17 protein-coding genes and 3 tRNA genes are annotated in these 24,397 nt (G+C 34.2%); 8 read left to right on the top strand and 12 right to left on the bottom strand.

The genetic code is table 11. The features are described 5' to 3' along the window. Positions 1–27: 27 nt before the first annotated feature. Positions 28–1,434 carry a TolC family protein gene (locus tag FDY99_RS10680; RefSeq protein WP_139421370.1) on the bottom strand — a complete coding sequence of 469 codons (1,407 nt, stop codon included), beginning with the start codon at positions 1,432–1,434 and terminating at the stop codon, positions 28–30. 814 nt (positions 1,435–2,248) lie between these two features. Here FDY99_RS10680 and FDY99_RS10670 point away from each other — a divergent pair. Both FDY99_RS10670 and FDY99_RS10665 read left to right on the top strand, forming a co-directional pair. Continuing rightward, on the top strand, positions 2,249–3,025 hold the full coding sequence (locus tag FDY99_RS10670; RefSeq protein WP_139421368.1) for a copper resistance protein NlpE: 777 nt from the start codon (positions 2,249–2,251) through the stop codon (positions 3,023–3,025). A gap of 403 nt (positions 3,026–3,428) precedes the next feature. Then, complete coding sequence (locus tag FDY99_RS10665) at positions 3,429–3,722, top strand: putative quinol monooxygenase (RefSeq protein WP_139421366.1); 294 nt, start codon at positions 3,429–3,431, stop codon at positions 3,720–3,722. Between the two features lie 427 nt (positions 3,723–4,149). Here the strand turns inward: FDY99_RS10665 and FDY99_RS10660 are convergent. The 3 genes from FDY99_RS10660 to FDY99_RS10650 all read right to left on the bottom strand — a co-directional run bounded on the left by FDY99_RS10660 (position 4,150) and on the right by FDY99_RS10650 (position 4,404). Further along, positions 4,150–4,231, bottom strand: a tRNA-Leu gene (locus FDY99_RS10660). An 8-nt stretch (positions 4,232–4,239) separates the two neighbouring features. Beyond that, a tRNA-Gly gene (locus FDY99_RS10655) sits at positions 4,240–4,312 on the bottom strand. A gap of 10 nt (positions 4,313–4,322) precedes the next feature. Then, a tRNA-Leu gene (locus FDY99_RS10650) sits at positions 4,323–4,404 on the bottom strand. 173 nt (positions 4,405–4,577) lie between these two features. Between FDY99_RS10650 and FDY99_RS10645 the strand changes: the two genes are divergently transcribed. Genes FDY99_RS10645 through FDY99_RS10635 form a run of 3 tightly spaced genes read left to right on the top strand, consistent with a single transcriptional unit; the run spans position 4,578 to position 6,539 of the window. Next, positions 4,578–4,955, top strand: coding sequence for a DUF3127 domain-containing protein (locus FDY99_RS10645; protein WP_074230509.1), 378 nt, complete (start codon positions 4,578–4,580; stop codon positions 4,953–4,955). A 59-nt stretch (positions 4,956–5,014) separates the two neighbouring features. Next, the gene (gene aat, locus FDY99_RS10640; RefSeq protein ID WP_139421363.1) at positions 5,015–5,668 is read left to right on the top strand and encodes a leucyl/phenylalanyl-tRNA--protein transferase; all 654 of its coding nucleotides are present in this window, start codon (positions 5,015–5,017) and stop codon (positions 5,666–5,668) included. Beyond that, complete coding sequence (locus FDY99_RS10635) at positions 5,655–6,539, top strand: DMT family transporter (protein WP_139421361.1); 885 nt, start codon at positions 5,655–5,657, stop codon at positions 6,537–6,539. Before aat ends, FDY99_RS10635 begins: the two co-directional genes overlap by 14 nt. Positions 6,540–6,772: 233 nt before the next feature. Here the strand turns inward: FDY99_RS10635 and FDY99_RS10630 are convergent, their stop codons facing one another. The 6 genes from FDY99_RS10630 to FDY99_RS10605 form a co-directional block, all read right to left on the bottom strand. Then, positions 6,773–8,155 carry a tetratricopeptide repeat protein gene (locus tag FDY99_RS10630; RefSeq protein WP_139421360.1) on the bottom strand — a complete coding sequence of 461 codons (1,383 nt, stop codon included), beginning with the start codon at positions 8,153–8,155 and terminating at the stop codon, positions 6,773–6,775. Positions 8,156–8,275: 120 nt separating this feature from the next. Continuing rightward, complete coding sequence (gene glmM, locus FDY99_RS10625) at positions 8,276–9,658, bottom strand: phosphoglucosamine mutase (protein WP_139421358.1); 1,383 nt, start codon at positions 9,656–9,658, stop codon at positions 8,276–8,278. Between the two features lie 129 nt (positions 9,659–9,787). Next, a complete protein-coding gene (locus FDY99_RS10620; RefSeq protein WP_139421356.1) occupies positions 9,788–10,810 on the bottom strand; it encodes a DUF4421 family protein in 1,023 nt (340 codons plus the stop codon). Positions 10,811–11,013: 203 nt separating this feature from the next. Beyond that, entirely contained in the window at positions 11,014–12,999 is a 1,986-nt protein-coding gene (feoB, locus tag FDY99_RS10615; RefSeq protein WP_139421354.1) for a ferrous iron transport protein B, read from the bottom strand. After that, positions 12,986–13,252: a FeoA family protein gene (locus FDY99_RS10610; RefSeq protein ID WP_139421352.1), complete on the bottom strand. Its 267-nt coding sequence runs from the start codon at positions 13,250–13,252 to the stop codon at positions 12,986–12,988. Before FDY99_RS10610 ends, feoB begins: the two co-directional genes overlap by 14 nt. A 173-nt stretch (positions 13,253–13,425) precedes the next feature. Beyond that, positions 13,426–14,361, bottom strand: a complete 936-nt coding sequence (locus tag FDY99_RS10605) for a GLPGLI family protein (RefSeq protein WP_139421350.1) — start codon at positions 14,359–14,361, stop codon at positions 13,426–13,428. 132 nt (positions 14,362–14,493) lie between these two features. Between FDY99_RS10605 and FDY99_RS10600 the strand changes: the two genes are divergently transcribed. Continuing rightward, positions 14,494–14,991, top strand: coding sequence for a DinB family protein (locus FDY99_RS10600; RefSeq protein ID WP_139421349.1), 498 nt, complete (start codon positions 14,494–14,496; stop codon positions 14,989–14,991). 61 nt (positions 14,992–15,052) lie between these two features. Here the strand turns inward: FDY99_RS10600 and FDY99_RS10595 are convergent, their stop codons facing one another. Beyond that, a complete protein-coding gene (locus tag FDY99_RS10595; protein ID WP_139421347.1) occupies positions 15,053–17,797 on the bottom strand; it encodes a TonB-dependent receptor in 2,745 nt (914 codons plus the stop codon). Positions 17,798–18,276: 479 nt separating this feature from the next. On the opposite strand from FDY99_RS10595, the gene FDY99_RS10590 reads away from it, so the two are divergent. Further along, on the top strand, positions 18,277–19,161 hold the full coding sequence (locus tag FDY99_RS10590) for a cupin-like domain-containing protein (protein WP_139421345.1): 885 nt from the start codon (positions 18,277–18,279) through the stop codon (positions 19,159–19,161). A gap of 79 nt (positions 19,162–19,240) precedes the next feature. On the opposite strand, the gene FDY99_RS10585 is transcribed toward FDY99_RS10590, so the two are convergent. Then, complete coding sequence (locus FDY99_RS10585; RefSeq protein WP_139421343.1) at positions 19,241–19,552, bottom strand: winged helix-turn-helix transcriptional regulator; 312 nt, start codon at positions 19,550–19,552, stop codon at positions 19,241–19,243. Positions 19,553–19,687: 135 nt separating this feature from the next. Here FDY99_RS10585 and FDY99_RS10580 point away from each other — a divergent pair, with 135 nt between their 5' ends. Then, positions 19,688–24,259 carry a T9SS type A sorting domain-containing protein gene (locus FDY99_RS10580; RefSeq protein WP_139421341.1) on the top strand — a complete coding sequence of 1,524 codons (4,572 nt, stop codon included), beginning with the start codon at positions 19,688–19,690 and terminating at the stop codon, positions 24,257–24,259. Positions 24,260–24,397: the final 138 nt, after the last annotated feature.

Below are 24,397 nucleotides of genomic sequence, written 5' to 3'. Positions count from 1 at the left end.
TGCTTGTTTTTTAATTTTTTTAATTAATTAAAGATTTTCAAGATTAAGGTTTTGGGTAGATTTCATCAGTTCAATAGCGGAAACTCTCTGATTGAAAATCGCGGTCTGCAATTCCAGTTCGGCATTCTGTAAATCTGTTTCAGCGTCGATAAGGGCGGCGGAAGTTTTGGTGCCGTATCTGAATTCCTTTTCCACCTGTTCCAAACCTTTTGCTGCGATCTGTCTTGCCTTTTCTTTCAGTTTTATTTGTGCGTTCGCGATGTTGTAATTGGTTTGGTTGTTGGCGAGGTTTAAGTTCAATTTTTTAATTGCGTCTTTCTGTTTGCTCTCCAGAATTTCTTTGTCTATTTTGGCTTTTTCAATGGCGTGTTTACCTTCATTACCGTCGAAAACCTCCCATTTAAAACCAATCCCTGCGGTAAACATGGGAAATACGTTTATGGCACTGGGATGCAAATCGAGTTTTTTTTCTGTGCCGGGAAAAATTTCATCCGAGGTTGTAATGTGGTTGTTGTAAAGTCCGAAATACGACAGCGAAGTCTGCGCCTGAACTTTCGGAACCCACCATCTTTCTTCGGCTTTAATTTTAAAATCTGTCGCGTTAATACCATGCTGAAGCGCTTTCACTTCTGCCCTGTTTTCTACGGTTTCGTTCAGAACATCGTAGTTTATCGGCTGAAGGCCGTGTTCAATCATGGCAATACGCTCCCTTTCAATGCCGGTCAACAGATGGATCTGAGTGATCAGAAGATCCTTTTTACCTGCATATTCCACCATTTTGGAATCCAAAGTGGCCTGTGCAAGTTCTATTTTTTTGTGGTCGTAAGGCGTAATCAATCCGTAACCCAAGGCTTTGTCGGCCGTTTTTTTATTGATTTCCAAACGTTTTTTGGACTGATCCAGAACTTTTTTGGATTCATAGACCAGCGACAATTGGTCGTATGCTTTGGAAATTTCAGTAATGACGTCGTCCTTGGTTTTCTGCATCATCACTTCTTCCGAAAGATTTTTTTCGCGATTGGCTTCTTTCAGGTATTTTACCTTTCCGCCGGAATAAATCACCATACTGGCTTCGGCTTTTGCAGAGGCAGAAAGACCGGAAATATTGAATGTATTACTCAGTTGTCCTTCAGGCACCACCGCTCCCGGAAAAACCGGAGGAACTGCCGGAACTTTAATTTCCGGTGAACTGATATGCGCCGAAGTGTACATATAACCGGTTTTCCCGGTAACCTCCACTTTTGGGAGAAACACATCATTCAGTTTTTCGTCGTCGAGTTTTGTATACTTATTTTCTAAAACCTGCTGGTTCAGGGTTTCATTATTCTGCAGCGCACTGCTGATGAGTTCCTGCAACGTAGGTGCCTGCTGCGCATAGAGCGTGAGCGGCAGCGAAAAAACTGCGCTCATAAGGAGTTTGTGTATAGTTTTCATTTCTGTTTGTTTGTAAAATTGAACGTGCAAATTTGCGACCGCTGCAAATAAATTCCTTTGACAAATGTCAAAAAAAAAACCGGAAGCCCAAATGTTCCGGTCTATGTATTAAAATTTAAAATCATGAAATTGTTTTGGGTTAAACATTATCCGATTTTTGAAGCCTCGCATCAATGATTTCAAATGCCTTTTTTCATCTTCGAGGCTTACCATTATTTTCAAAGTGTTCGCCGTCGGCGTTGTGGTGAAGGTCATATATTTGTATTCGACCGTGTTTTCGATACCGGCATCCGCTAGTTTAGGTTTCACCAGCTGAATCTCCTGCTGTACTTCACTTTCAAATACTGGAACTTTGGTTTTGTTGGTTCAATTACCAGAGTTTCGGTGGGCTTGAAAAGCCAATAATGAATTAGAAAATCATCGAAACGAAATAAATAAATAAAAACGCTGAGATAAACGCCTGTTGGAGGGAAGCTTCGGGAGCTTTTCAGAAATTATGGGTTCATCGTAAAAAGTTTTAAAGAGATGAAGAGACCTCTAGAATGGTCTCTTTTTTGTAAGCCTGCTGTAGCCTTTTTTAATTGATCTTTACAAAGTTGTGCGAGTAGTTAAGCGACCAAAAATTAAGTTTGTTATTTTTTGCACTATGGGAAATCACCTGCCACGATAACAGCTGTTTTTCGATGGAAATTTATTCTTATCTCAAAAATAATAACTTCAAATTCTTCTATTTTAGTACTCCGCAAAGCCTTATTGGGTCTTTTAAAATTATTAATTAGGTCATCAAACATTTTAAACTAATCAAAAAAAAATAATGAACACATTTAAATTTTTAACCGTAGCAGCACTAACCACCATTTTTGTTTCTTGCAGCGACAGTAAATCAACCGTTGACACTGCAAATAAAGAGCAGACAAAAACAGAGACACAGCAGAATAATGATTTTTCTTCAGGAATCTACACGGCAACATTGCCTTGTGCAGATTGTATGGGAATCAAAACTTATATTACCTTTCAAAAAGACAACAAAGCGGTTAAAAGTACATCGTATTTAGACAGCGACGGTACTTCTGAAAACGAGTATGGTACTTGGACAAAGAATGATGATATTATTGAAGTATCCATCCCAAATTCGCCCAAAGAATATTATCTGGTAAAACCCAACAAAACTTTGGTAAGATTGGATGCTGATAAGAAAGAAGTAAGCGGAGAATTAGCCAAAAATTATATTTTTAAAGAAGTAAAAGCTTATACGCCCGCTCAATTGAACGGTACCTATAACACCAACGTCAGTGGGAAAGGATACAACCAAATTCTGGAATTGAAATCTGAAAATGACAGTATTTATTCAGTGAAAATTTCATTTACCGGTGCTGTGAAAGGCTGTACTTTTGAAGGCAAAGGAAAGTTAGTGAACAATCAGATTGATGTTGATTTAAAAACCATCAATATAGATTTAAAAGGGACGATGACGATTTTATTTAAGGATAAAACAGCTGAAGTATTTACTTCGAAATTTGACGATAGATTGGCATTAAATTACTTTTGTGGCGGCGGTGCAAGTTTAGCCGGAGATTATTATAAAAAATAATATTAAGGGTTTTATCAGTAGCTGATCGATAAAAAACTTCGGTTGATCGCTGGTAGTCCAATAATGAAATTGTTGTTGAACGGAAGGTTATTTAGCATTATAGATTTTACCGTAAAATTTTTTTAAAAAAATTGAAGAGACTTGTTGAAAGGTCTCTTTTTTTGTACGTCGTTTTCATCTGTTATTTTAATTAACTTTCTAGAGTAATTTTAAGCTGCCCAAGGAATCGTCTGAACTACTTTCTGCTGAACAGATTGTAGGTGGGCAGCACAATTTGATGCTGATTTGCGATGATCCACATTAACGTTGTTTAACATCTTTTGTATTTTTAGATTGATTAGGAAAACTTATTTTTGTTAGAAAGAGTTGAAGAACACTCTTAATAACATTAAAATTTTAAATTATGGAAAAGTTTGCAGTATTAGCAAGAGTAGAAGCAAAACCAGGTAAAGAAAATGAAGTATTGGAATTCCTAAAGTCAGCCTTGCCGCTTGCGGAAGGTGAGCCAGGAACCGTAAGATGGTATGCTTTACAAATTGGCCCTTCTACTTTTGGTATATTCGATACGTTCGAAACTACAGATGCAAGAGATGCTCACTTGAATGGTGAGATTGCAAAGGCTTTAATGGCCAATGCTTCTGAATTACTTGCTAAAGAACCTGTACTTGAAATGGTAGATCTGCTAGCAGTAAAGTAAGCAATCGAACACAAATTTTTAATACAGTTAAATGGAGCAAGGCATTTCCCCGGCTCCATTTTTTTTATATCATTTTGTGAAAGGTTGAACCTTTGCTGTGTATACAAGATTTATCTTGATTATTCAAAGAAAATTTTAATTTCGCATTAGTAATGAGGAACTTACTAATGATTCAGGTATCCAAATCTCAGGCGTTATGCAGCTAGTATAATAGAGGTAAACTTGCATTGGAGATCTTGTTGATTAAGAAAATATCTAAAACTATAAATATGGATTATGCACTAAATTATTGAGAAAAAATAAGTGAAAATGTTTTATAAAAAATTTTAAAAATAGAACGAATTAAATATTAAAATTTCTTATCCCCCCTTTGTTCCCCCTTAAAATAAAAAACTCTCTGTTAAGCGTAGTTACAGAGAGTTTTAAGTACCCCAGACGGGACTTGAACCCGTACATCCGAAGATACAGGATTTTAAGTCCTGCGTGTCTACCAATTCCACCACCAGGGCGTGATGTGAGCGAAAAACGGGACTCGAACCCGCGACCCCAACCTTGGCAAGGTTGTGCTCTACCAGCTGAGCTATTTTCGCAATAAAGTAGTGCGGATGAAGGGACTCGAACCCCCACGCCTCACGGCACCAGATCCTAAGTCTGGCGTGGCTACCAATTACACCACATCCGCATTATTATTGAGTTATTTTAAAGAACTTGTTTCGTTTTTGTGAGTGCAAATATAGGGCAATTTTCTTTACTTCCAAACCTTTTTGAAAAAAAAATTAATTTTTTGTAAAATTTATTTCCGTGTTGCTTTATTACATTTCAATTTACTACTTTTACAAAGTTAATATTTACGATATGGAATTACAAGGAACAGTAAAGAAAATCACTGATGTTCAAACATTTGCGAGTGGTTTCCAAAAAAGAGAAATGGTTATTCTTACACAAGAGCAATATCCACAGCCAATCAACATCGAATTTTTACAGGATAAAATAAATTTGCTGGATTCTTTGAAAGAAGGAGAAAATGTAAAAGTAGGAATCAACATCAGAGGTAGAGAATGGGTTTCGCCACAAGGAGAAACTAAGTATTTCAACTCTATTACAGGATGGAGAGTAGAAAAAGTTTTGGATAATGGTTCAGAACCTACCCAAGCTTCTCCGTCTCATTCTGCAGCTCCGGTTTCAAATGACAACCCTTTTGCTGGTGACGATGATGATGATTTACCTTTTTAATCAGAAATAAAATCAAATACTAATCCTGCTTTTTGAAAAGTGGGATTTTTTTTCTCATAATGGTTCGATTAGACGAAAACGAAATATCATTTCCCGATCCTGCACAGTATGACGGTCACGAAGGCATCATCGCTTTCGGTGGTGATCTATCTGTAGAAAGAATCTGGTTTGCTTATCAGAATGGTATTTTCCCTTGGTTTAATCCCGGTGAGGAAATTCTTTGGTGGTGCCCTGATCCCAGATTTGTGCTTTTTCCTGAAGAGTTGAAAGTTTCGAAATCGATGAGAAAAATTTTAGATAAAAAAGTTTTTACCATTACCGAAAACAAGAACTTCAGAGAAGTGATAAAAAACTGTCGCGAAATCAACCGTAAAGGACAGGAAGGAACCTGGCTTTCTGATGAACTGATGGAAACTTTTAACACCCTTCACCGTTATGGGTTTGCCCGAAGCGTAGAAGTTTGGCAAAATAATGAGCTCGTTGGCGGGCTTTACGGCATACAAATCGGGAAAGTTTTTTGTGGTGAAAGTATGTTTGCAAAGGTGAGCAATGCTTCCAAAGCAGGATTTATTCATTTTATAGAAACCCACCAAGACGATTTTGAACTGATTGACTGCCAATCTCACACCGAACATCTGGAAAGTCTGGGTGCGAGAATGATTCCTAAAGAAGATTTTTTAAAAATTTTACACCAAAACAATGAACGCAGATAAAGAAAAATGGCTTCTTCTGATTTTACTAAGTGTCATTTGGGGCTCTTCATTTATTTTAATTAAAAAATCCTTAGAACATTTCAGCCCTTATCAGGTAGGAGCTTTAAGAGTTTTAATTGCCGGAATTATCTTAATGCCCGTCGCTATTTCAAAGTACAAGCTTTTCCCAAAGAAACATTTGAAATGGCTTATTTTAGCAGCTTTTACAGGGAATTTTATCCCGATGTTCTTATTTCCTATTGCCGAAACAGAAATCAGCAGCAGCATCGCAGGAATCATCAATTCTATGATGCCGATTTTCGTCATTATTGTAGGCGCATTAGTTTGGAAATTTGAAACCACAAGAAGACAGATGACCGGAGTTTTTATAAGCTTTACCGGAGTTTGCCTGCTTGCTTTTGGGGGAGACGACAGTACTCAATTTAAAATATTTCCCATTCTTTTACTTCTTTTGGCAACATTGTGTTATGCAATGAGTACAACGACTGTAAAATCAAAGTTAATGGATGTTTCATCTACCATTTTATCGGCATTTGTATTTTCTTTCGTTTTGTTTTTACCTTCAGTAATTGCTTTACTTTCTACGGGTTTTGTTTCTGAATTCACTTTCAGCAAAGAAAATATGATCGGATTAGGGTTTGTAAGCTTACTTTCTGTTTTCGGAACCGGATTGGCTATGATGATGAATTATCGATTATTAAAAGTATCCACTCCACTTTTTGCATCAACTGTTACTTTGCTGATGCCGATTGTTGCTATTATTTGGGGCGTTTTAGACGGTGAAAAACTAACGACTTTGCAATTTGCTGGAACAAGTATCATTATTGCCGGTTTAATCTTTTTAAGAGCCAAAACAGCGGTAAAAAAATAGCCGATATAACTTTCCTATTGCTCATTTAATCTTTAAAATTAATTTAACGCAAAGTCCGCAAAGTTTTTTTTGCTATTGAAAATATTTTTCGTTCGCAAAGACGTTTCACTCAGCAAAGAAAGAAGATTCAAAAAAATCCCGCATCACTGCAGGATTTTCTTATTTTAATTAAATGTTGAAAATTGATTTCAAGAAGATTGAAAACTTCTAACTTCCATCGCCCAACATCAAGCTTATAAATTCTTCTTTTTAACCTTTGCTTTAGCTTTCTTCACCTCGTCTTTGATATACGGATATTTTTTCTGCATATCTGTAATCAATGAAGGATCTAGCTCCAAAGCCTTTTCCAAAGATTCAATACCTTCTTCTTTATTATTTAGAATAAAATTACAGTTACTCAACTGATAAAACAACTCTGCTCTGTAATGATGCTTCAAGGCCAAATTTAAAACTGTAACAGCTTCTTCATATTCACCCACCAACATCAAAACTTCAGAATAGGCATACCAATTGTAAAACCTTGAAGGTTCAGCATCTACCAGTTTTTTCAAACAAGAAAGGCTTTCTTCAAATTTACCGGAATCGATGAACAAAAACGCCAGTCTTTTCTGATAATCCAGGTTGCTGTCATTTAACAATGTCGCTTCTCTTGCAAAATGTAAAGCTTCAGGCATTCCGCCCATTTCTTCATAAAGATAAGACTGCTCCATCATCGCAAGATAAAACTGAGGATCTTCTCTTAATGATTTCTGAAAAGCATTTAAAGCAATGATCGGCTGTTTTAAAGCTTTGTGACACAATCCGATTTTATAAAAAGTAAATGCTTTTGTATATTCCAACTCCAACATTTCTTCGTATACTTCAATCGCTTTATTATACTGATTTAAAGCTTCATAACAAGCTGCTTTGCTCGCATAAACTCCAACTGCGCTGGAATTGATTGCCAACATATAATCGAAACCTTTGATGGCTTCTTCGTAATTTTTTCTATTGAAATAATATTGCCCATACTCGCTCCATGCAATTTCTGAATACGGGAAATCATCAAGATAACCGTTCAGAAAAGCTATCGCTTCCTCACTCTTATTCAAATCATTAAAGCACACCATAGCGTTTTCCAAAGAATATTCATCCATCGGATCTTCTTTGAGTGCTTGCTGATAATGTTTAAGAGCGTTAAAAGGATCTCCAAGATTCACATATTCGTCTGCAATAAAGTTATTGAGGAAGTTTTCTTCTTCCTTCAGTTCTAGGGCTTTTTTGCAGATTTCGATGGATCTTTTAGGATTTCCTAAATTCGAATAATATTTGGCATAGCAAACCAAAAAGTCTGTATTCTCCATAGAAGAACCTTTTAACTCGTTGATTAATTCTTTTGCCATATTATAATCTTCCCATTCTAAAAGAACCTCCAGCTTTTTAATCTTGATTTCTAAAGAATTGGGATGGAGTTTCAGACCAAAATTAACCGCCATATCGGCATAATTAAAGTCTCCAAGCTCCAAATAATAAACAATAATGTCTTCTAACTCTTCTGTATCGAAGTAGAATTCATCATTATTTTCCATCATTTCTTCGAACTTTTTTACCAGTTCATTTCCAAAATATTCTTCCAATATAAACGAGTTTAAGATTTAAGACCAGAGATATGAGATGTACAAATACTCGCTTCTGAAAATCTTATTACTATAAAGTTAATAAATAATTTTTTTAAAATGATGAATTTAGTTTGAATATTAAATCAAACTTTTGATCTTTGCGATCATATCATCACCCAATTTATCGGCTTCTTCCTGAGATTTAGCCTCTGTATAAATTCTGATAATCGGTTCTGTATTCGATTTACGAAGGTGAACCCAATTGTTTTCAAAATCTATTTTTACGCCGTCAACTGTAGAAACCTCTTCATTTTGATATTCTTTTTCCATTTTAGTTAAAAGATCATCCACATTAATTTCCGGAGTCAGCTCAATTTTCTTTTTACCCATAAAATAGCTTGGATAGCCAGCTCTCAGTTCGGAAACCGTTTTGTTTTCTTTTGCCAAATGCGTTAAAAACAAAGCAACTCCTACCAAAGAATCTCTTCCGTAATGAAGATCAGGATAGATAATTCCACCGTTTCCTTCACCTCCAATTACAGCATTTTTTTCTTTCATTAAATTCACCACATTCACCTCTCCTACTGCACTTGCAAAGTATTCTGAATTGTGAGTCTGCGCAACATCTCTTAAAGCACGGCTTGAAGAAAGGTTTGAAATCGCCACACCATTTTTATTTTTCAATAAATAATCTGCAACGGCAACCAAAGTATATTCTTCACCAAACATTTCTCCAGTTTCATCAACCAAAGCCAATCTGTCTACATCCGGGTCTACAACAACGCCAAAATCTGCATTTTCTTTCTTTACCAGTTCACAAATATCTCCTAAATGCTCTTTCAACGGTTCAGGATTGTGAGGAAACTGTCCGTTTGGTTCGCAGTATAATTTAATTGTTTCGCAACCTAATTGATCCAAAAGCATAGGAATTGCAATTCCGCCTGTAGAATTTACAGCATCTAAGACGATTTTATATTTTTTAGCTTTAATTGCTTTTACATCAATCATCGGCAAATCAAGAATCTTCTGAATGTGAATATCAAAAGCATCTTCTCTGGTTTCATACTGACCTAAATCATCAACTTCAGCATAGTTGAAATCTTCGCTTTCAGCCAAAGCTAAAACTTCAGCACCGTTTTCTCCGTTGATGAATTCTCCTTTTTCATTTAATAACTTCAATGCATTCCATTGTTTGGGATTGTGAGAAGCCGTTAAGATAATTCCACCATCTGCGTTTAATTCAGGAACCATTACCTCAACAGTAGGAGTTGTAGAAAGTCCTAAATCAACCACATTAATTCCCAATCCCTGTAACGTTGCTGTTACTAAAGAATTGACCATCGAGCCGGAAATTCTCGCATCACGACCAATAATCAGGGTTAAGTCTTTTTTATTTTTATTGTTCTGAAGCCAGGTTCCGAAAGCAGAAGCAAATTTTACAACATCAAGCGGTGTTAAATTATCACCAACTTTTCCACCAATCGTTCCGCGAATTCCCGAAATACTTTTTATTAATGACATCTTTTATATTTTTAATTTTCTGATTATTAACACGATGCAAAGTGCATCTTTAATTCTAATAATTCAAAAAGTATAGATTATTTTTAGTTTAAATTTTCCGTTTGCAAAGATACTGAAAAGACAGTTAACTCAGAGTAGCGGAATTTTTTTCTGAATTTTATTATAATTTCTTTCTACCACTTTTGGAGGTGGAAAGCGATAACCGATGTACAGAAGCCCATAAGTATTATTATTTTCTACCGTAGAATTTTCTTTTTCGTCATAAGCTGTTGCATTAAAATTAATTTTCCCGCCAAAAAGGAAACGGTCAGAATTGTATCCTATATGCAAACCTCCTGAACTTTTTACTGTTACATATTGCTCATTTTGTTTGGGTCCTCTTGTTCCATTATCTAAAGTATCTTTAAAGCTTGTAAATTTTCCACCAAAACCTACAGTTAAAAACGGAGCAATATTCACTTTTTCGGCAATCACCCAGTTGTAAAAATATCCGATGTTTGCCCCGAAATTATACTGATATTCTTTACTTTTCAAACCATTAATAGTATTTCTGAAAACTGTAAAGTCATAATCTAAAAACGGAACCCAGCTTCCTTTGCTGTTTTTTTGCCATTCACCTTGTGTATAAAGGCTTTTTAATGAAAAATCTTTCTTTAAAATATACGCTGTAGACCCACCAAAAGTCTGAACTCTTAAATCAGGAAATTTAATGTAAGGATCTCTGTCTTTTTGCCAACCCGGAATAAGATCCTGCATATTTTCGATATAAAACCCTTCTACATTTTTATAATACGCAGCCTGTATAAACCTATTTGGAAAAAATCTAAAACTGAAATCGGTATAAGAACTGTTTCCTTTTCTTTCGTTGTCATTATTTCCGGGGAAAAATCGAGGTGCAAAAGACAAAGTAGCACTTATAATCCTGTAATCAATAGACAAGGAAGCTTTTGTCTTGTTATTGATAGAAAGTATGGTTTGATTTAAATTTTCTTCGCCACCTTCAGAAAAAGTATAGTTTTCTATATTCGTATCAAAGTTTACACGAATCATTACCTGATCTGCGTAAGACTTTATTTTTGTGCTATCTGTTTGTGCTTTTGAATAAAAACCAGACAGACAAAGAAAAAAAACAGAGACTGCTTTTGAATTCAAATTGAGATTTAGTTTTAAGAAATGAAATTACTACAAATAATTTACATTTCTAAGAACATCCGCAATCTTTATCGCACCCAGATCTTTTGGAACTGAATTTCTTTGGCGAAAAATTTTTCCTGATAAATCTATACAAAGAATAACAAGCAAAAAGCACCAAAAGCGCAATAATGATATATTGAAAAATTAATGAAGAATCCATTTTACTTTAAAATTTGATAAGCTATCAACGACACAAAATATGCCAAACCGGTCATCATTGCCACCTGAAAGCCAGTCCATTTCCAGCTTTTGGTTTCTCTGTAGACTACTGCAAGTGTAGAAACACACTGCATTGCAAATGCGTAAAACAACAACACCGAAACCCCTGTAGCAAAATTGAAGACTTTTTCGCCATTCGGTTTGATATCGTGTCTCATTTTATCGATTACTTTTCCTTCCGGAGCATCGTCATCCAAACTGTATAAAGTAGACATTGTTCCTACAAAAACTTCTCTGGCTACGAAACTCGTAAGAATTCCCACTCCCATTTTCCAATCATAACCAAGCGGCGCAATTGCAGGTTCAATAGCTTTACCCATTTTAGCCAGATAAGAATGATCTAGATGAACATCGCTTGCAACTATTTCACTTGGATTTTGTTTCGGACCGAAATAACTTAATACCCAAATAATAATACTTACAATAAAGATAATCTTTCCGGCTCCGGTAATGAAATCCCAAACTTTTCCTAAAACCAGTTTAAAATCGTATCCGAAAAGAGGTTTTTTATACGTCGGTAAGTCCATCACAAGATAAGTTTTACCATCTTCTTTAATGAAGTTTTTAAGAATTGCAGCCGATAATAGAGCTACAAAAAAGCCTAAAAGATACATTCCTAAAAGTACCAAAGCTTTGTATTGAATTCCAAAAATTGTGGCATCAGAAATAATTAAGCCAATAATAATACTGTAAACCGGAAGTCTTGCAGAACAAGTCATAAACGGTGTTACCAAAATCGTGAGTAATCTTTCCTTTAAATTTTCAATATTTCTGGTTGAAATTACCGCAGGAATTGCACAAGCTGTACCTGAAACCAATGGAACAATACTTTTTCCGTTTAATCCAAATGGTCTTAAAATTCTGTCCATCAGGAAAACAACTCTTGCCATATAACCTGAATCTTCAAGTAAATAAAGAAAATACAGAAGAATTCCGATTTGTGGTGCAAAGATGATAATTCCTCCTAAACCAGGAACAATTCCTTGTGAAACCAAAGAATTAATTGGTCCTTCCGGAAGATGTTCTCCTGCAAAACTAGAAAGCCAAGCAAAAGCTTCGTCGATCCAGTTCATCGGATATTCTGCCAAAAAGTAAACACACTGGAAAATAATTAAAAGAATAAACAAGAAAACTACATATCCCCAGAATTTATGAACAAGAACTTTGTCTAATTTCTCGGTTAAAAGTTCTTTAAACTGAGCTTTTTTAGTAATAACATCCGCTAAAATCTTGTCAACATTCTGATAACGTCTTACCGTTTCCTGAACCTGTAATCTTTTCGGAATTATATTTTTTGATTCTGAATCTGAGTTTTTTCCAAGCGTAAAATTAATCCAAGATTGATACTCATTCTCTGAGTTTTTATCAAGAAGATTTTTATGCTCGGCAGGAATTTCAAAACTCGGCTTTTCAGAAGTCACAAAATCATTAGTGAAAACAGCTTCTTTAATTGCTTCTATTCCTATCTGTTCTTTTGCATTGGTCTGAATAACTTTAATATTCAATGCCTGAGACAGTTTTTCAACATCAATGTGAATTCCTCTTCTTTCCGCCTGATCAATTTGATTTAAAACCAAAATCATCGGAATTCCCAGATCCTGAATCTGCTGAAATAACAAAAGACCTCTTTTAATGCTTAATGCTTCCAAAATATAAACGACTCCGGAATAGTTTTTTTGTCCGTCAATAAGAAATTTAGAAAAAATTGCCTCATCCTCAGAACTCGGATAAATACTGTAAGATCCGGGAAGATCTACAATTTCAACTCCTTCGTTTTTATAAGAATAATTCCCTGAATGACTTGATACTGTAACACCTGCATAGTTTCCCGTTTTCTGCTTTTTGTTTGATAAAGCGTTAAAAACGGTTGATTTTCCTACATTCGGGTTTCCTACTAAGAGTATCTGTTTTTTATTATTTTCCTGCATTAATCAATTCTTCTACAATGATGAAATCTCCTTCTTCTTTACGCAAAGCAATACGGCTTTTTTCATCGCCAAATTCAATGTAAAGGGGGCCGTTAAACGGTGCCTGATAAAGAATTTTAAACAGAGTCTCGGGAAGAAGCCCCATTTCTATAATTTTGGTCGGCATTTTTAGGTTATCATTATCATAGTCTACTATTTTCCCAATTTTATTTTTTGGAAAGCTGCTTAATGTATGTAATTGAATATCCTTCAAGACCCTAATTTTTTGTGACTGCAAATATAGTTATTTAAATTTAATCTAAATAACGTTAGTTTTCATATTTAAAGGCAGTTAGATTTAAATTATTTTCAATCATATGATACAAAAAACCCAAACACATCACTGCATCTGGGTTTATTTTAAATATAATTTAGTTGATAAGGATCTTATTTTTTGTCTTTTTCTTTACCTACTTTTTCAAGATTTCCAACACTTACAGAATTTGGTTTTTCTATAGGGTTATCATTTGCATTATAAAAATCTTTATACATTTTCTCCTGCTTTTTCATCATATCTCCTATTGTACCATCAGTTCCCGGCATTGGTCTAGACATTATTTCCTGGGTCATCATCGGTCTTACAGAAGCAAAAGGATCTTTTTTGAAGTCATTAAAAGTCTTATCAAATTTTTCTCTCGTCAATTCTTTTGGTTTACCACCCGTTGCTTGCATTAGGCTTTCGATATAAGAAAACTCGTTATATTCTTTTATTTTTTTATTTCCTTGTAATACCCAAGAATAATTTTTGTCGGCATCTTCAATTTTTACAATTAAACCAGGAAGTCCATTGAATTTATATGGGCCGTCCTGAAAAGGAATGTCTGAAGAAAACCAAGCCGTCCAAGTTCTTCCTCCATATTGGGCAGTTGCTTTTTGCGTGTTGTATTCACCAATTTTTTGCTTTTCGTTTGAGATTTTCCAATTAAGTTTCAAATCTTCTGTATAAGCAATATTTACCGGAGTAATTCCATTCGCCACTTTATCGACATACTCAATTTTCATACTTGGATAAAATTTGTGGATTCTTGCAGAAAATTTTGGTGTTTTAAGTGATTTTGAAAGATCCTTATAAACTCCTGCTTTTTGCATTGCTTCCATTTCTACTTTTGTAATAGAATCTTGAGAGATCACAGTGTAATCCTGATAAACAGATCTGTTTTTATCTGTAATATCAAGTACTGTAATTACTTTATCAACCTTAGCAGAATCTTGTTTTGGCTTAAAGGTAAGTTCGTAAAAAAAGCGGTTTGAGCTTTCTTTTGATTCTTGTGCGTTTGCAAAAGCAAAAACAGCAACAAATAGTATTGAAAATATATTTTTCATTATATAAAAGGTTTACTCAATTAGTTTGCATTAGTTGTTTTTTGTTACAGATTTTTTTAATCTTTTATTTAAAAAATAAATTTTGGTTCTTTTAAAAGTTTTAAATTTAAGCTTACCTAAACAAAAATAAATATGGATACTTTGAAACAATTAGAAACCGAGCTTGATACCGAATATCAAACTACAAAACGATTTTTAGAAATCTTTCCTGATGATAAAAATGATTACAAGCCACATCCAAAAAGTATGAAGATGATGCACCTTGCCACCCATATTACGGAGGTTTTTGGTTGGCCAGGATTTATGCTAAATTCCTCAGAACTTGATTTTGCCAAAAGCGGAATGGAACCGAAACTTCTTACCACAAAAGATGAGCTTTTAAAAATTTTAGAAGAAAACCATAAAGCAAGTATGCAAGCTCTGGATAAGGCTTCTGAAGATGATCTAGAACCAAGATGGGCTTTGAAAAACGATGGCCAAGAATTGTCTTCTTGGACAAAATATGAAGCGATTCGTCACAGTTTAAACCAAATTTCGCATCATAGAGCGCAATTGGGAGTCTATTACAGATTGAATGATATTGAACTACCCGGCAGTTATGGTCCGACTGCAGATAACCCTAATTTTTAAAGTAAATCTTCGAAGGATTTTAAAACAAAAAACCAATCTCGGTGAGATTGGTTTTTTGTTTTTATTTAAAGTTGAATTTTACTGTAAACATTACCTGACTTGGTCGAAGTTGAATCCTTGTATATCTCACTGCATTTTGTGATGCTAAAATATCGTAAGTTTCAAACACTTTTCGGTTAGCAATGTTCATCCATTTTAGCTCAAAATCAATTTTCTTAGCAGACCATGCAAACTGGTAAGAAAGGTCAAAAAATGCATTGTCAAACTTTCTTGTTCCATCAGTTGAGTTTACTTGATCCCAATTGAAACCTAAACTATGATTTTCCAAAGGATAAATAAAGGCTGCAAGATTATGATTGAATCCTTTATTCGGAGCAAGTTTTCCTCCTTGAGGAAGTCCTCTGTTCTCTTGTGTACTTCTCGAAATACTCACGTTATAATCTATGCTCATCCAACTAAAGTAAGTATTGTTAAATTTAAGACCATAAGACTGTGTATTGTTTAAGCCCTCATACTGAGTGTTGTTAAAAAAAGCATCAGAAACAGTTCTCGAATTTCTATAGTTTAATGATAAATTGGATTTAAAGTTCGGAAAGTATTTTCCGATTTCTCCACTAATACTATTACTGGTTGAAGTGTTGTCTTGATTTCTATACTGTATCAATGTAAACCCCGTGTTTGGGTCTAAGATAGGTGATGAAAGCAAGTTTCGCTTTGTATCGCTAATTCTATAATTTACATTAAAAAACAAATTATTTAATGGATTTCTATATTCTAATCTTGAACCTACAGATTTTGTATCAATTTCCGGTATAGGATTATTAGGATCCATCACATTGAAACCAGAAGGACTCAACAACATATATCCTGCATAAGCAGTTTGAATATCTCCGAAATTATTACTGATATTTCCACTTACACTTGCTTTAAAGAATGAAGCAAATGAATATTGTATAAATGCACTAGGAGTAAAAGTTGTTTTGTTTAATGACTTTGAAACTCCTCTCAGATCATCTTTAGCATTGATATTGTTTAAATTGACAGGAACATTTGCAAATATACTCCATGCATCTGATTTATAATTTATTCCGACAGATGCAGAAGGAACTGTTTCTGTGAAAGTTAAATTATTTTCATAAATTGAACTTGAAAAATCAGGCTGAACATTACCGGAACCTGTAGGTATAGTCAATCCGTCAAAGTTTGTATTTAATTTGTCCGTTGAAAAGTCGATCCCAATTTGCGGTGTAAAAGTCCATCCTTTCGTTGTAAAGCTTATATTCGCAGAATGTGACGTATCCAAAGTTTTTAGTCTAAAATTTTGAATAGCATTTGTTCCAGGTACAAAATTTATAATTCCGTATACATCTGGATCTTCTGGTTTTGCTTTTGGCTGTAGATAAGGAAACTGCATATAACTTGCAGGAGAAACTTCTAATGTTTGTCTGTCATCTTGATAATTGATATAAGACTTAAGGTTTACCATCTTTTCTTTCCAAGGAATAATGGTACTTAATGAATTTTGAAATGATGATGTCGGAGACTCTGTAGATTGATTTCCTACTCCATTGTTTCTATACGCCAATGCTCTGTCGGCATTCCAAAATTGAGAGAAAGTTGTTGTATTTTTAAAAAAACCTTTCTTTGCATTTTTAGTGAAAATCAATTCTCCTTTCAACTTATCTGTATAAAAATTATTTCTGGTAGAAGTTGTAACTATATTTAAACCATTTGAATAAATAGTTTCTACATTATCTTCTCTTTCTACAGTATTATTTGTATAGTTTGCGTTTGCTTTAAATTCCCATTCCTTTTTGCTGTCAATATTTGTCAAATAATTTGCAGAAAGATAATGTACATTATTAAATAAATATCTTTTAACAGGAAGATTAGGTGTATTTGCCGTTTCTACATTCAGCCACGTATTTTGTGAAGCATTTCCTCTTCTTCCTTCCCAAGAACTTCCAAAAGCTAAAATATTTCCTTCATTTTCCACCTGCTCTCCCATATTATTGGTCTTGTAATTCATCACCCATTGCTGCTTTTTACTGAAAAACATTGGTGTTAATTTTACATTCCAAAGCCATGGGTCTCCAAAACCAGAACCTACTTCTCCTCTACCCGTCATTGTAACTGATTTCTTCAGTTTAATATTAATTGCCGCAGCATCAGAAGGAATTTTTCCCTGTAACATTTTTACAGGCTGGTGATTTTCTAAAACTTCAAGCTTTGCGACTGCATCTTTTGGTAATGAGTTGGTAATTGTTCCATAGCCTCCTTCCATTAAATCTTTACCTTCAACATAAAATTTATTGATCGCATTCCCTTGATAAAGAATTGTACCGTCAGTTTTCACTTCAATACCAGGAATTTTTTTCATAATATCTGCCAAGGTACGGTCGCTTTTGTTGTCGAAAGCTTTCAAATCATAGGCAATGGTATCACCTCTTGCAGTAATCATTTTTGTTTTAAGCTGTACTTCTTTGATCTCTGTAGCTTCAGACTGTAATTTGAAGGTAAGTGTCTGATCACTGTTGCTGATTTGTTTTGTAATCGGTTTTTGGTTAAAAGCTTTTACTTTTAAATCTACATTTGATTCTGAAGAGGTAAAAGAAACTTTGTATTCTCCTTTAGAATTGGTAATTCCATAGGCAAGAATTGCGTCTTTTCCAGGTTCTTCAATCGTTACACTTGCGCTTGGAATCGCAACACCATCTTCGTCAGTAATTTTTCCGGAAACTGTTTTTTGGGCGAACGTAATCACGGAGAAAAACACCATCAGGAAAAGGTAAATTTTTCTTTTCATATGTATTAATTTATTTTTTAACTTTTATATAGAATCGCAAAACCTAGATTCATGATGATTATTTTATCAATCACAGCGATTTCATAATTTATTATTTGAGTAATTAGTTAGTTCTTACTGTTTTTTGTTACACTTTCATAGAGATATAAATTTTAGCCGATAGTTAAATAAGAATTTTATAACTACAAACATAGTTATAATTTTAAATAATAATTCGACTCTGTTTATAATTTATAAAACTTTAACTTTATGAACTTGTTAAAACAATAAAAGCTACAAAAGCAATCACACGTAAGTGAACAACTGTTAAAATGTGGTGAATTAAAAAAATAAAGATTCCCTTTTTAAGTCCAATTTAAAGTAAAAACAAATCTAATTTCGACTCAATTAAAATGTGATTAAGGTCATAGATTAAAAATATCTTAATTTATATTATGTAAGTAAATATTTAATAATTTTGTAACATAAAATTAAAAAAAATGGGGGTTATTCTAAAGCCTATAGATATTGTTGACGATATTACTCAAGAAGAGTTTCGTGAGAAATATCTGATACCAAGAAAACCAGTTGTGATAAAAAATATGGCCAGAAAATGGCCAGCCTATCAAAAATGGACGATGGATTATGTGAAGGAAGTGGTAGGAGACGTTACAGTTCCCCTATATGACAGTGCAAAAGCAGATCCTGCCGCGCCCATCAACACTCCCACAACGGAGATGAAATTTGCAGATTATATCGATTTAATACAAAGAGAACCTACCGATTTAAGAATTTTCTTTTTTGATCCTATCAAACGTGCCAACAAACTTCTTGAAGACTACATTTCTCCTTCAGAATTGATGGGTGGGTTTTTAGATAAATATCCTTCCATGTTTTTCGGTGGAAAAGGTTCTGTAACATTTTTACATTACGATATCGATCTAGCTCATATTTTCCATACTCATTTTAACGGAAGAAAACATGTATTACTTTTTGAGTATAAATGGAAAGAAAGGCTTTACAAATTGCCTTACGCAACCTATGCTTTGGAAGATTTTGATATTTCAAATCCTGATTTTGAAAAATTTCCGGCTTTAGACGGTGTGGAAGGAATTGAATGTTTTCTTGAACATGGTGATACTTTATTTATGCCAACCGGATGGTGGCATTGGATGAAATATCTGGATGGCAGCTTCTCTCTTTCACTTCGTGCATGGGATAAATCCTGGGCTGTAAAAGCCAATTCTCTGTGGAATCTTACCGTTCAGAGAAATTTTGACAATATCATGAAAGGTCAATTCAAAAAGAAATATATGGATTGGAAAGAAAAAAAGGCCGTAGAAAGAGCCAATTACGCATTAAAAAAAGGGTTACCTAAAAAATAAAAAATACGCTTCAAATTGAAGCGTATTTTTGTTTAATATGAATATTTATTTTAAATATTCTTTGATCAATATATCCCTTCTATAAGAGCTCTTCCATTTTCTCAAAAAGCGGGATCATTGATTTGCCTTTTTCAGTAAGATGATACTCTATATGTAATGGTTTATTCTTAATTACAACTCTTTCCAGAATATCTGCTTCTGTCAAATCTTTTAATGCAATTGCCAATGATTGCTTATTTGCACCTCTTATTTCACGAAGTAAGGTATTAAATCTCAGAGAGGATTTTGTGGCAAGAAGAAAAATTTCAGGTTTCAATTTTCCAGAAAACAATTTTAAAAGCCTTTGTAAAGGGCAAATTTGTAAATTATCATTTGTGTGTTTGGTAGTCATATTTTTTTTACTTATTGTAAAGTTATTCTAAAAAACTAATATTTGTATAAAATTATTTTTAGTAATAAGCATGATATAATTGTCAAGACTATTAAAAACATACAAAAATAATTAACTCTAAAACACATTAACGAAATGGAAAAAAAATCTTTTCTAAAAATTCTGTTTTTATGTTTAGGTCTTATGTATATCCCTATTTATTCTCAAAATATAGTGGATTTAGACCCGAATATTGAAATTACCCAAACAGTTAACCAAAAAGGTGCTGTTGTGATTAAAGGCAATTTTAAAAAGCCCGTAACCTCAGACCATGTAGTCGTTACAATTAAGTACAAAGACGCATTGGGAAGTTGGATTCCTGTATGGCACAAAACATTTATTGCTGCTAATGAATTTAACCAAAATTTAACAGCTTCTTTTGAATTACCTCCTTCTAGTGTTGCTATACAAAATGTTAAAATTGAATTAAGTTCTAATTCAAATCTTTCAAACTGGCAATCGATTCTTTGGCAAAAAACGGTATCTCATTATAAGCAATCGGATTATACATCAGGGAAATGTCAATTGGATGAAAGTGAATATACTTATTTGTTTACTCCAAAAACCATTGGAACAGTTGTACTAAATCCAGACGGAACTGTAGGAAGCGTAAAAGACAGAGTAACATCTTTGCAATTAGGCAAAAAACTAGATAATATTTCTTTATCAATCAATGCAAACGGAACATTAGATAATTCAAATCCCGACGCACCGGTTATTAATATTGAAAATCCCAATAATCTTGCATCTATAGCAAGTTCTCAAAAATATATTTATCAGGGAAGTGATACAAGTCCTTGGGAATACTCTTACCATGATCCGGTTTACATGTTTGCGGGTAAATTTTCCGCTGCTGGTTTCTTTATTAATTTCAGTAACTGGGCTTTACCTCCGGAAGAAGGAGGTGAACAAGCAGGCAGAGGATATTTGGACTTTAAAAACCCAAATGCTTTAGTCAATAGATATTATAATCTTTACAATTATATCAATGAGAAATTGACTGATGTAATCACAGATCAAGAACCTGTAGTAATCGTTATTAGTAAAGTAACCGGATTGAGAATATATAAAGCCAATGGAAGTTATGTTACTATTAATGCAATGAGTAATTATAATACGGTTAATGATTATGGCTATCCCCCTTTATACAATAAGGACAGAGGCCCCGGATCTGAAAACTTCTTCCTGAACAATACTTCAAAAGCATCCATATATGGAGTTGGAGCTATAAGAAATAGACAAGTTACTCCTGGCTGGAATGGGACTTCCAGACCTTTAGCTGAGATAGAAACAGAAATTAATAAATTTATTAATTATGTCGGTATTTTTGGTAATACAGTCAATCCTGATACTGCAGCTTGTATAACAATTAATCCAGGGGCTCAGCCAGATATCGTTGACTGGACGAAAGCACCAAACAGTTATGTTTTCACAGGTAAAGACAAAAATGGGAATAATGCAGACGGGCTATATATACCTGTAAAAAAAGCCTATGAAATGTGGAGAAACGGAAACTACATGAAAGGAACTCCTATCCCTTCAGGAGCAATAACTGCCGATGTATTGTGGGAAGACAATATGGGACTGATAAAGTCTAAAGAAAATTATATCCTGGATATTGTAGGAGTCGGTGAAAATGCAGAAATAAAAGTATCTGTAGATAAAATAAAAAAAGGAAACGCCGTTATAGCTTATAAAATAAATGGTGAGGTATATTGGTCATGGCATATTTGGGTAACCGATGATCCAACAAATGGTTCCACATATAAAAGTTATGACGATGTGAAACGAGAATTAAGCAACGGTACGGTAGAAAATATTCCAAATTCTGAATGGGGCTGGATGGACAGAAATCTTGGGGCTATTGGCAATTCATTTACTGGTGAAGGCTGGAACAGAAATGGCGGGCTTATGTACCAATGGGGCAGAAAGGATCCTTTCCCTCCATTAACAAATAATGACGCCAGTTTTTATCAAATAACCGGGAGTCTGGGAAAAATTGTTTATGACGAGGCAAAAGGAAGGCTAGAGTTCGCAAACAGCCCTTTTAATGATTACAAGAATTTTAATAGTTTCACAAAATTTGTAAATAAATCAACTGCGAATATAACAGATAACATTAGACAATCAGTAAAAAATCCATTAAGTTTAATTTATGTAACTGATGATGGAACAACCATACCATCTGTTTATGGTACCATTTCTGGTGTTCCATATTATTACAATTGGTTTGGGCAAATTCCAGGATTACAAACCAATGAATTAAGTAAAGCCAATTTATGGTCAGATAATTCCCTCGGAATACAAGCAACAGATATTACAGTTCCACAACCCTATAGAAATAAATCTTCTTACGACCCATGTCCAAACGGGTGGAGGCTTCCTTCAGCTTTGGTTGCATCAGCAACAAAAAATGTAAGGATGGATTTTACACCTTTTGGCCCTAAAGTAAGCAGCCCTCTTTCAGCTTTAAATGGAGTACAGTCAAATATTCCTCCAGGATTGTCTAACTTAAAACCATACCTTGCCGGCATAAAAGTATATCCTCAATATGGCTTTGATATGACTAATGTAGGTGGTAACAATATTGGTATATTTCCGGGAACCGGTTGGATCGGAAGAGGAAAAAGTGGAGATGGTAGATATCATACGAAATCAGCTTTCACAGATCAGCTTGAGACTTATTTATGGACTTCAACAATGACTACTTTTGGAAATATTTCATCAATAGCTAGTGCGTTAAGATTAATTCCGTCCGCAGATCAAATTGTAAATAATTATCAACCTGATGCCGCAAACTATCCTAATGTTTATGGTTTGTACAGTTATAAACCAGCAGATGATTATCCTACTAATAATGCACATGCCTGCAGATGTATAAAAGACCCTTTGTTTGTAAAAAACAACTATGATTTTGAAACGAAATTCTTCAGTGAAACAGAAACGTATAAAGTGGGATTAGATAACCCTAACAGTTATATGATCACAAAATCTACTGCAGACCAGGTAATTTCAATACCAGTAAGTAAAGCCTTTTCTGCACAAAGTAATTATTTAGGGAATACTCAAATTTTAAACCCTGCAAGTTTTAATGATTTAAAAGCAAATGTGCTTTGGACGGATAATAATGGTTTAATAACCCAATTAACTATAGATAATACATCTTCTAAAGAAGCCAATATAAATGTAAAGATAAATGCTAACAAGGCAGGAAACGCTGTAGTTACGTTACATAATGGTTCAATTAATAATCCTGTATACTGGAGTTGGCATATTTGGGTCACAAACACCGCAGTTAATTCTTTTACACATGTAAATGATACTCCTGTTACAACTGATAATTATATGAATTATACTCAATATGGAACCATCATGAAGACAACGATTATGGATAGAAATTTAGGTGCTATTGATACCACACCAACTTCTTATTCTAAATCGGCTGCGGATATACTTCAATTGAATAATTCGCAAGGATTACATTACCAATGGGGTAGAAAAGACCCTTTACCAACATTCACTAATATAGCACCACTTCTTACTAAATTTAATGTATTTACCGGCAGTACCAATAATGGCATTGTTACATATTCCACTTTGACAGAAGCTAATTATAGCTCTGGAAATGTAGTGAACTATAACACTTACAAAAGCAGCATCAATACAACTGATAAAATAGATGTAAGAATAGAAAAAATACTTGGCTATTCTGTAGCAAATCCCCTAAATTTTATGATGCCAAATGTAAAATATCCAACACGTTCCGATATAAACTTTATTCTTGGTTCCGACTGGTTATTTGATACCAATTATCATGCTTTGTATGCTGAAAGATGGGGTATTGGCAAAAAAAAATCAGTGTTTGATCCTTGTCCAAGTGGATGGAGAATACCTGAGACTGGAACAAGCCCTACAAAATCTTCCCCTTGGAGTTTAAAAAATAATCCAGAGTATATTGCCTATTCAGGCAGTGAAGGTCAACCTGTTGGTAATTCTGAAATAGGTTATTACGGATCGGTCATTTCCCATATTCCATCAGGAACCAATCCCTATGGAAGAACGGTAGGTTTTATATTTAATAATAGTCAGTACAATACCGGTAATTACCCAAAAGGATATATCAGAGGTAAAAGGTCTGTAATATATACTGCTCCTTTAACTAGTGAAATTGATCCTAATGTCGCTGGTATTCCAGGTGGAATCTGGTATGCTAATTTACAGCAAAACCTTACAGGAAGAGGCACTTATATGAATTTCGACAGATTCTCCAGAATTCTTGTGAAATATACAGATGTAGATCCTTACGCAGCGATGAATTGCAGATGTGTAAAACAGGAAGACAATGGTACAACCAGAGGACCTTTACCAGGTATTCCGGTGACACCAAATATAGGTGGACAAGCCAGAACTACTTTCACAAAAGAAGTGATAGAAGAAAAAGTAAAAACTGATAAATTAGCTTTATATCCTAATCCTGTAAGAGACATTCTGCATATCGATGCAAAAGATGATAAAGATTATTATTATCAGATTTATAATATGTCTGGACAGCTTGTAAGAGAAGGGAAATTTGAGAACAAACAAACCAATGTTTCTTCTTTAACCACGGGAGCTTATTTAGTTCGAATAAATAATTCTGAACTAATTGTGAAAATCATTAAACAATAATTTTTTTTGCAAAAGCAAAACAAAAACCCACGCATATTGCGTGGGTTTTGTTTTTATATATCTTACTTAATGCATTCTTCTTACTAATAAAATCCCTCCATATTTCTCGTGATTTCATTCACGGCAAATACAGACATT

It is taken from the genome of Chryseobacterium mulctrae (genome assembly GCF_006175945.1).
Classification (GTDB): domain Bacteria; phylum Bacteroidota; class Bacteroidia; order Flavobacteriales; family Weeksellaceae; genus Chryseobacterium; species Chryseobacterium mulctrae.
This window is presented reverse-complemented; position numbering and strand designations above follow the sequence as displayed.

Bases quoted from the DNA above. Each gene is read 5' to 3' on its own strand.
- FDY99_RS10600 (WP_139421349.1), top strand. From the start codon at position 14,494: ATGGATACTTTGAAACAATTAGAAACCGAGCTTGATACCGAATATCAA.
- FDY99_RS10645 (WP_074230509.1), top strand. From the start codon at position 4,578: ATGGAATTACAAGGAACAGTAAAGAAAATCACTGATGTTCAAACATTT.
- FDY99_RS10605 (WP_139421350.1), bottom strand. From the start codon at position 14,361: ATGAAAAATATATTTTCAATACTATTTGTTGCTGTTTTTGCTTTTGCA.
- FDY99_RS10665 (WP_139421366.1), top strand. From the start codon at position 3,429: ATGGAAAAGTTTGCAGTATTAGCAAGAGTAGAAGCAAAACCAGGTAAA.
- FDY99_RS10590 (WP_139421345.1), top strand. From the start codon at position 18,277: ATGGGGGTTATTCTAAAGCCTATAGATATTGTTGACGATATTACTCAA.
- FDY99_RS10585 (WP_139421343.1), bottom strand. From the start codon at position 19,552: ATGACTACCAAACACACAAATGATAATTTACAAATTTGCCCTTTACAA.
- aat (WP_139421363.1), top strand. From the start codon at position 5,015: ATGGTTCGATTAGACGAAAACGAAATATCATTTCCCGATCCTGCACAG.
- FDY99_RS10635 (WP_139421361.1), top strand. From the start codon at position 5,655: ATGAACGCAGATAAAGAAAAATGGCTTCTTCTGATTTTACTAAGTGTC.
- feoB (WP_139421354.1), bottom strand. From the start codon at position 12,999: ATGCAGGAAAATAATAAAAAACAGATACTCTTAGTAGGAAACCCGAAT.
- glmM (WP_139421358.1), bottom strand. From the start codon at position 9,658: ATGTCATTAATAAAAAGTATTTCGGGAATTCGCGGAACGATTGGTGGA.
- FDY99_RS10580 (WP_139421341.1), top strand. From the start codon at position 19,688: ATGGAAAAAAAATCTTTTCTAAAAATTCTGTTTTTATGTTTAGGTCTT.
- FDY99_RS10680 (WP_139421370.1), bottom strand. From the start codon at position 1,434: ATGAAAACTATACACAAACTCCTTATGAGCGCAGTTTTTTCGCTGCCG.
- FDY99_RS10595 (WP_139421347.1), bottom strand. From the start codon at position 17,797: ATGAAAAGAAAAATTTACCTTTTCCTGATGGTGTTTTTCTCCGTGATT.
- FDY99_RS10670 (WP_139421368.1), top strand. From the start codon at position 2,249: ATGAACACATTTAAATTTTTAACCGTAGCAGCACTAACCACCATTTTT.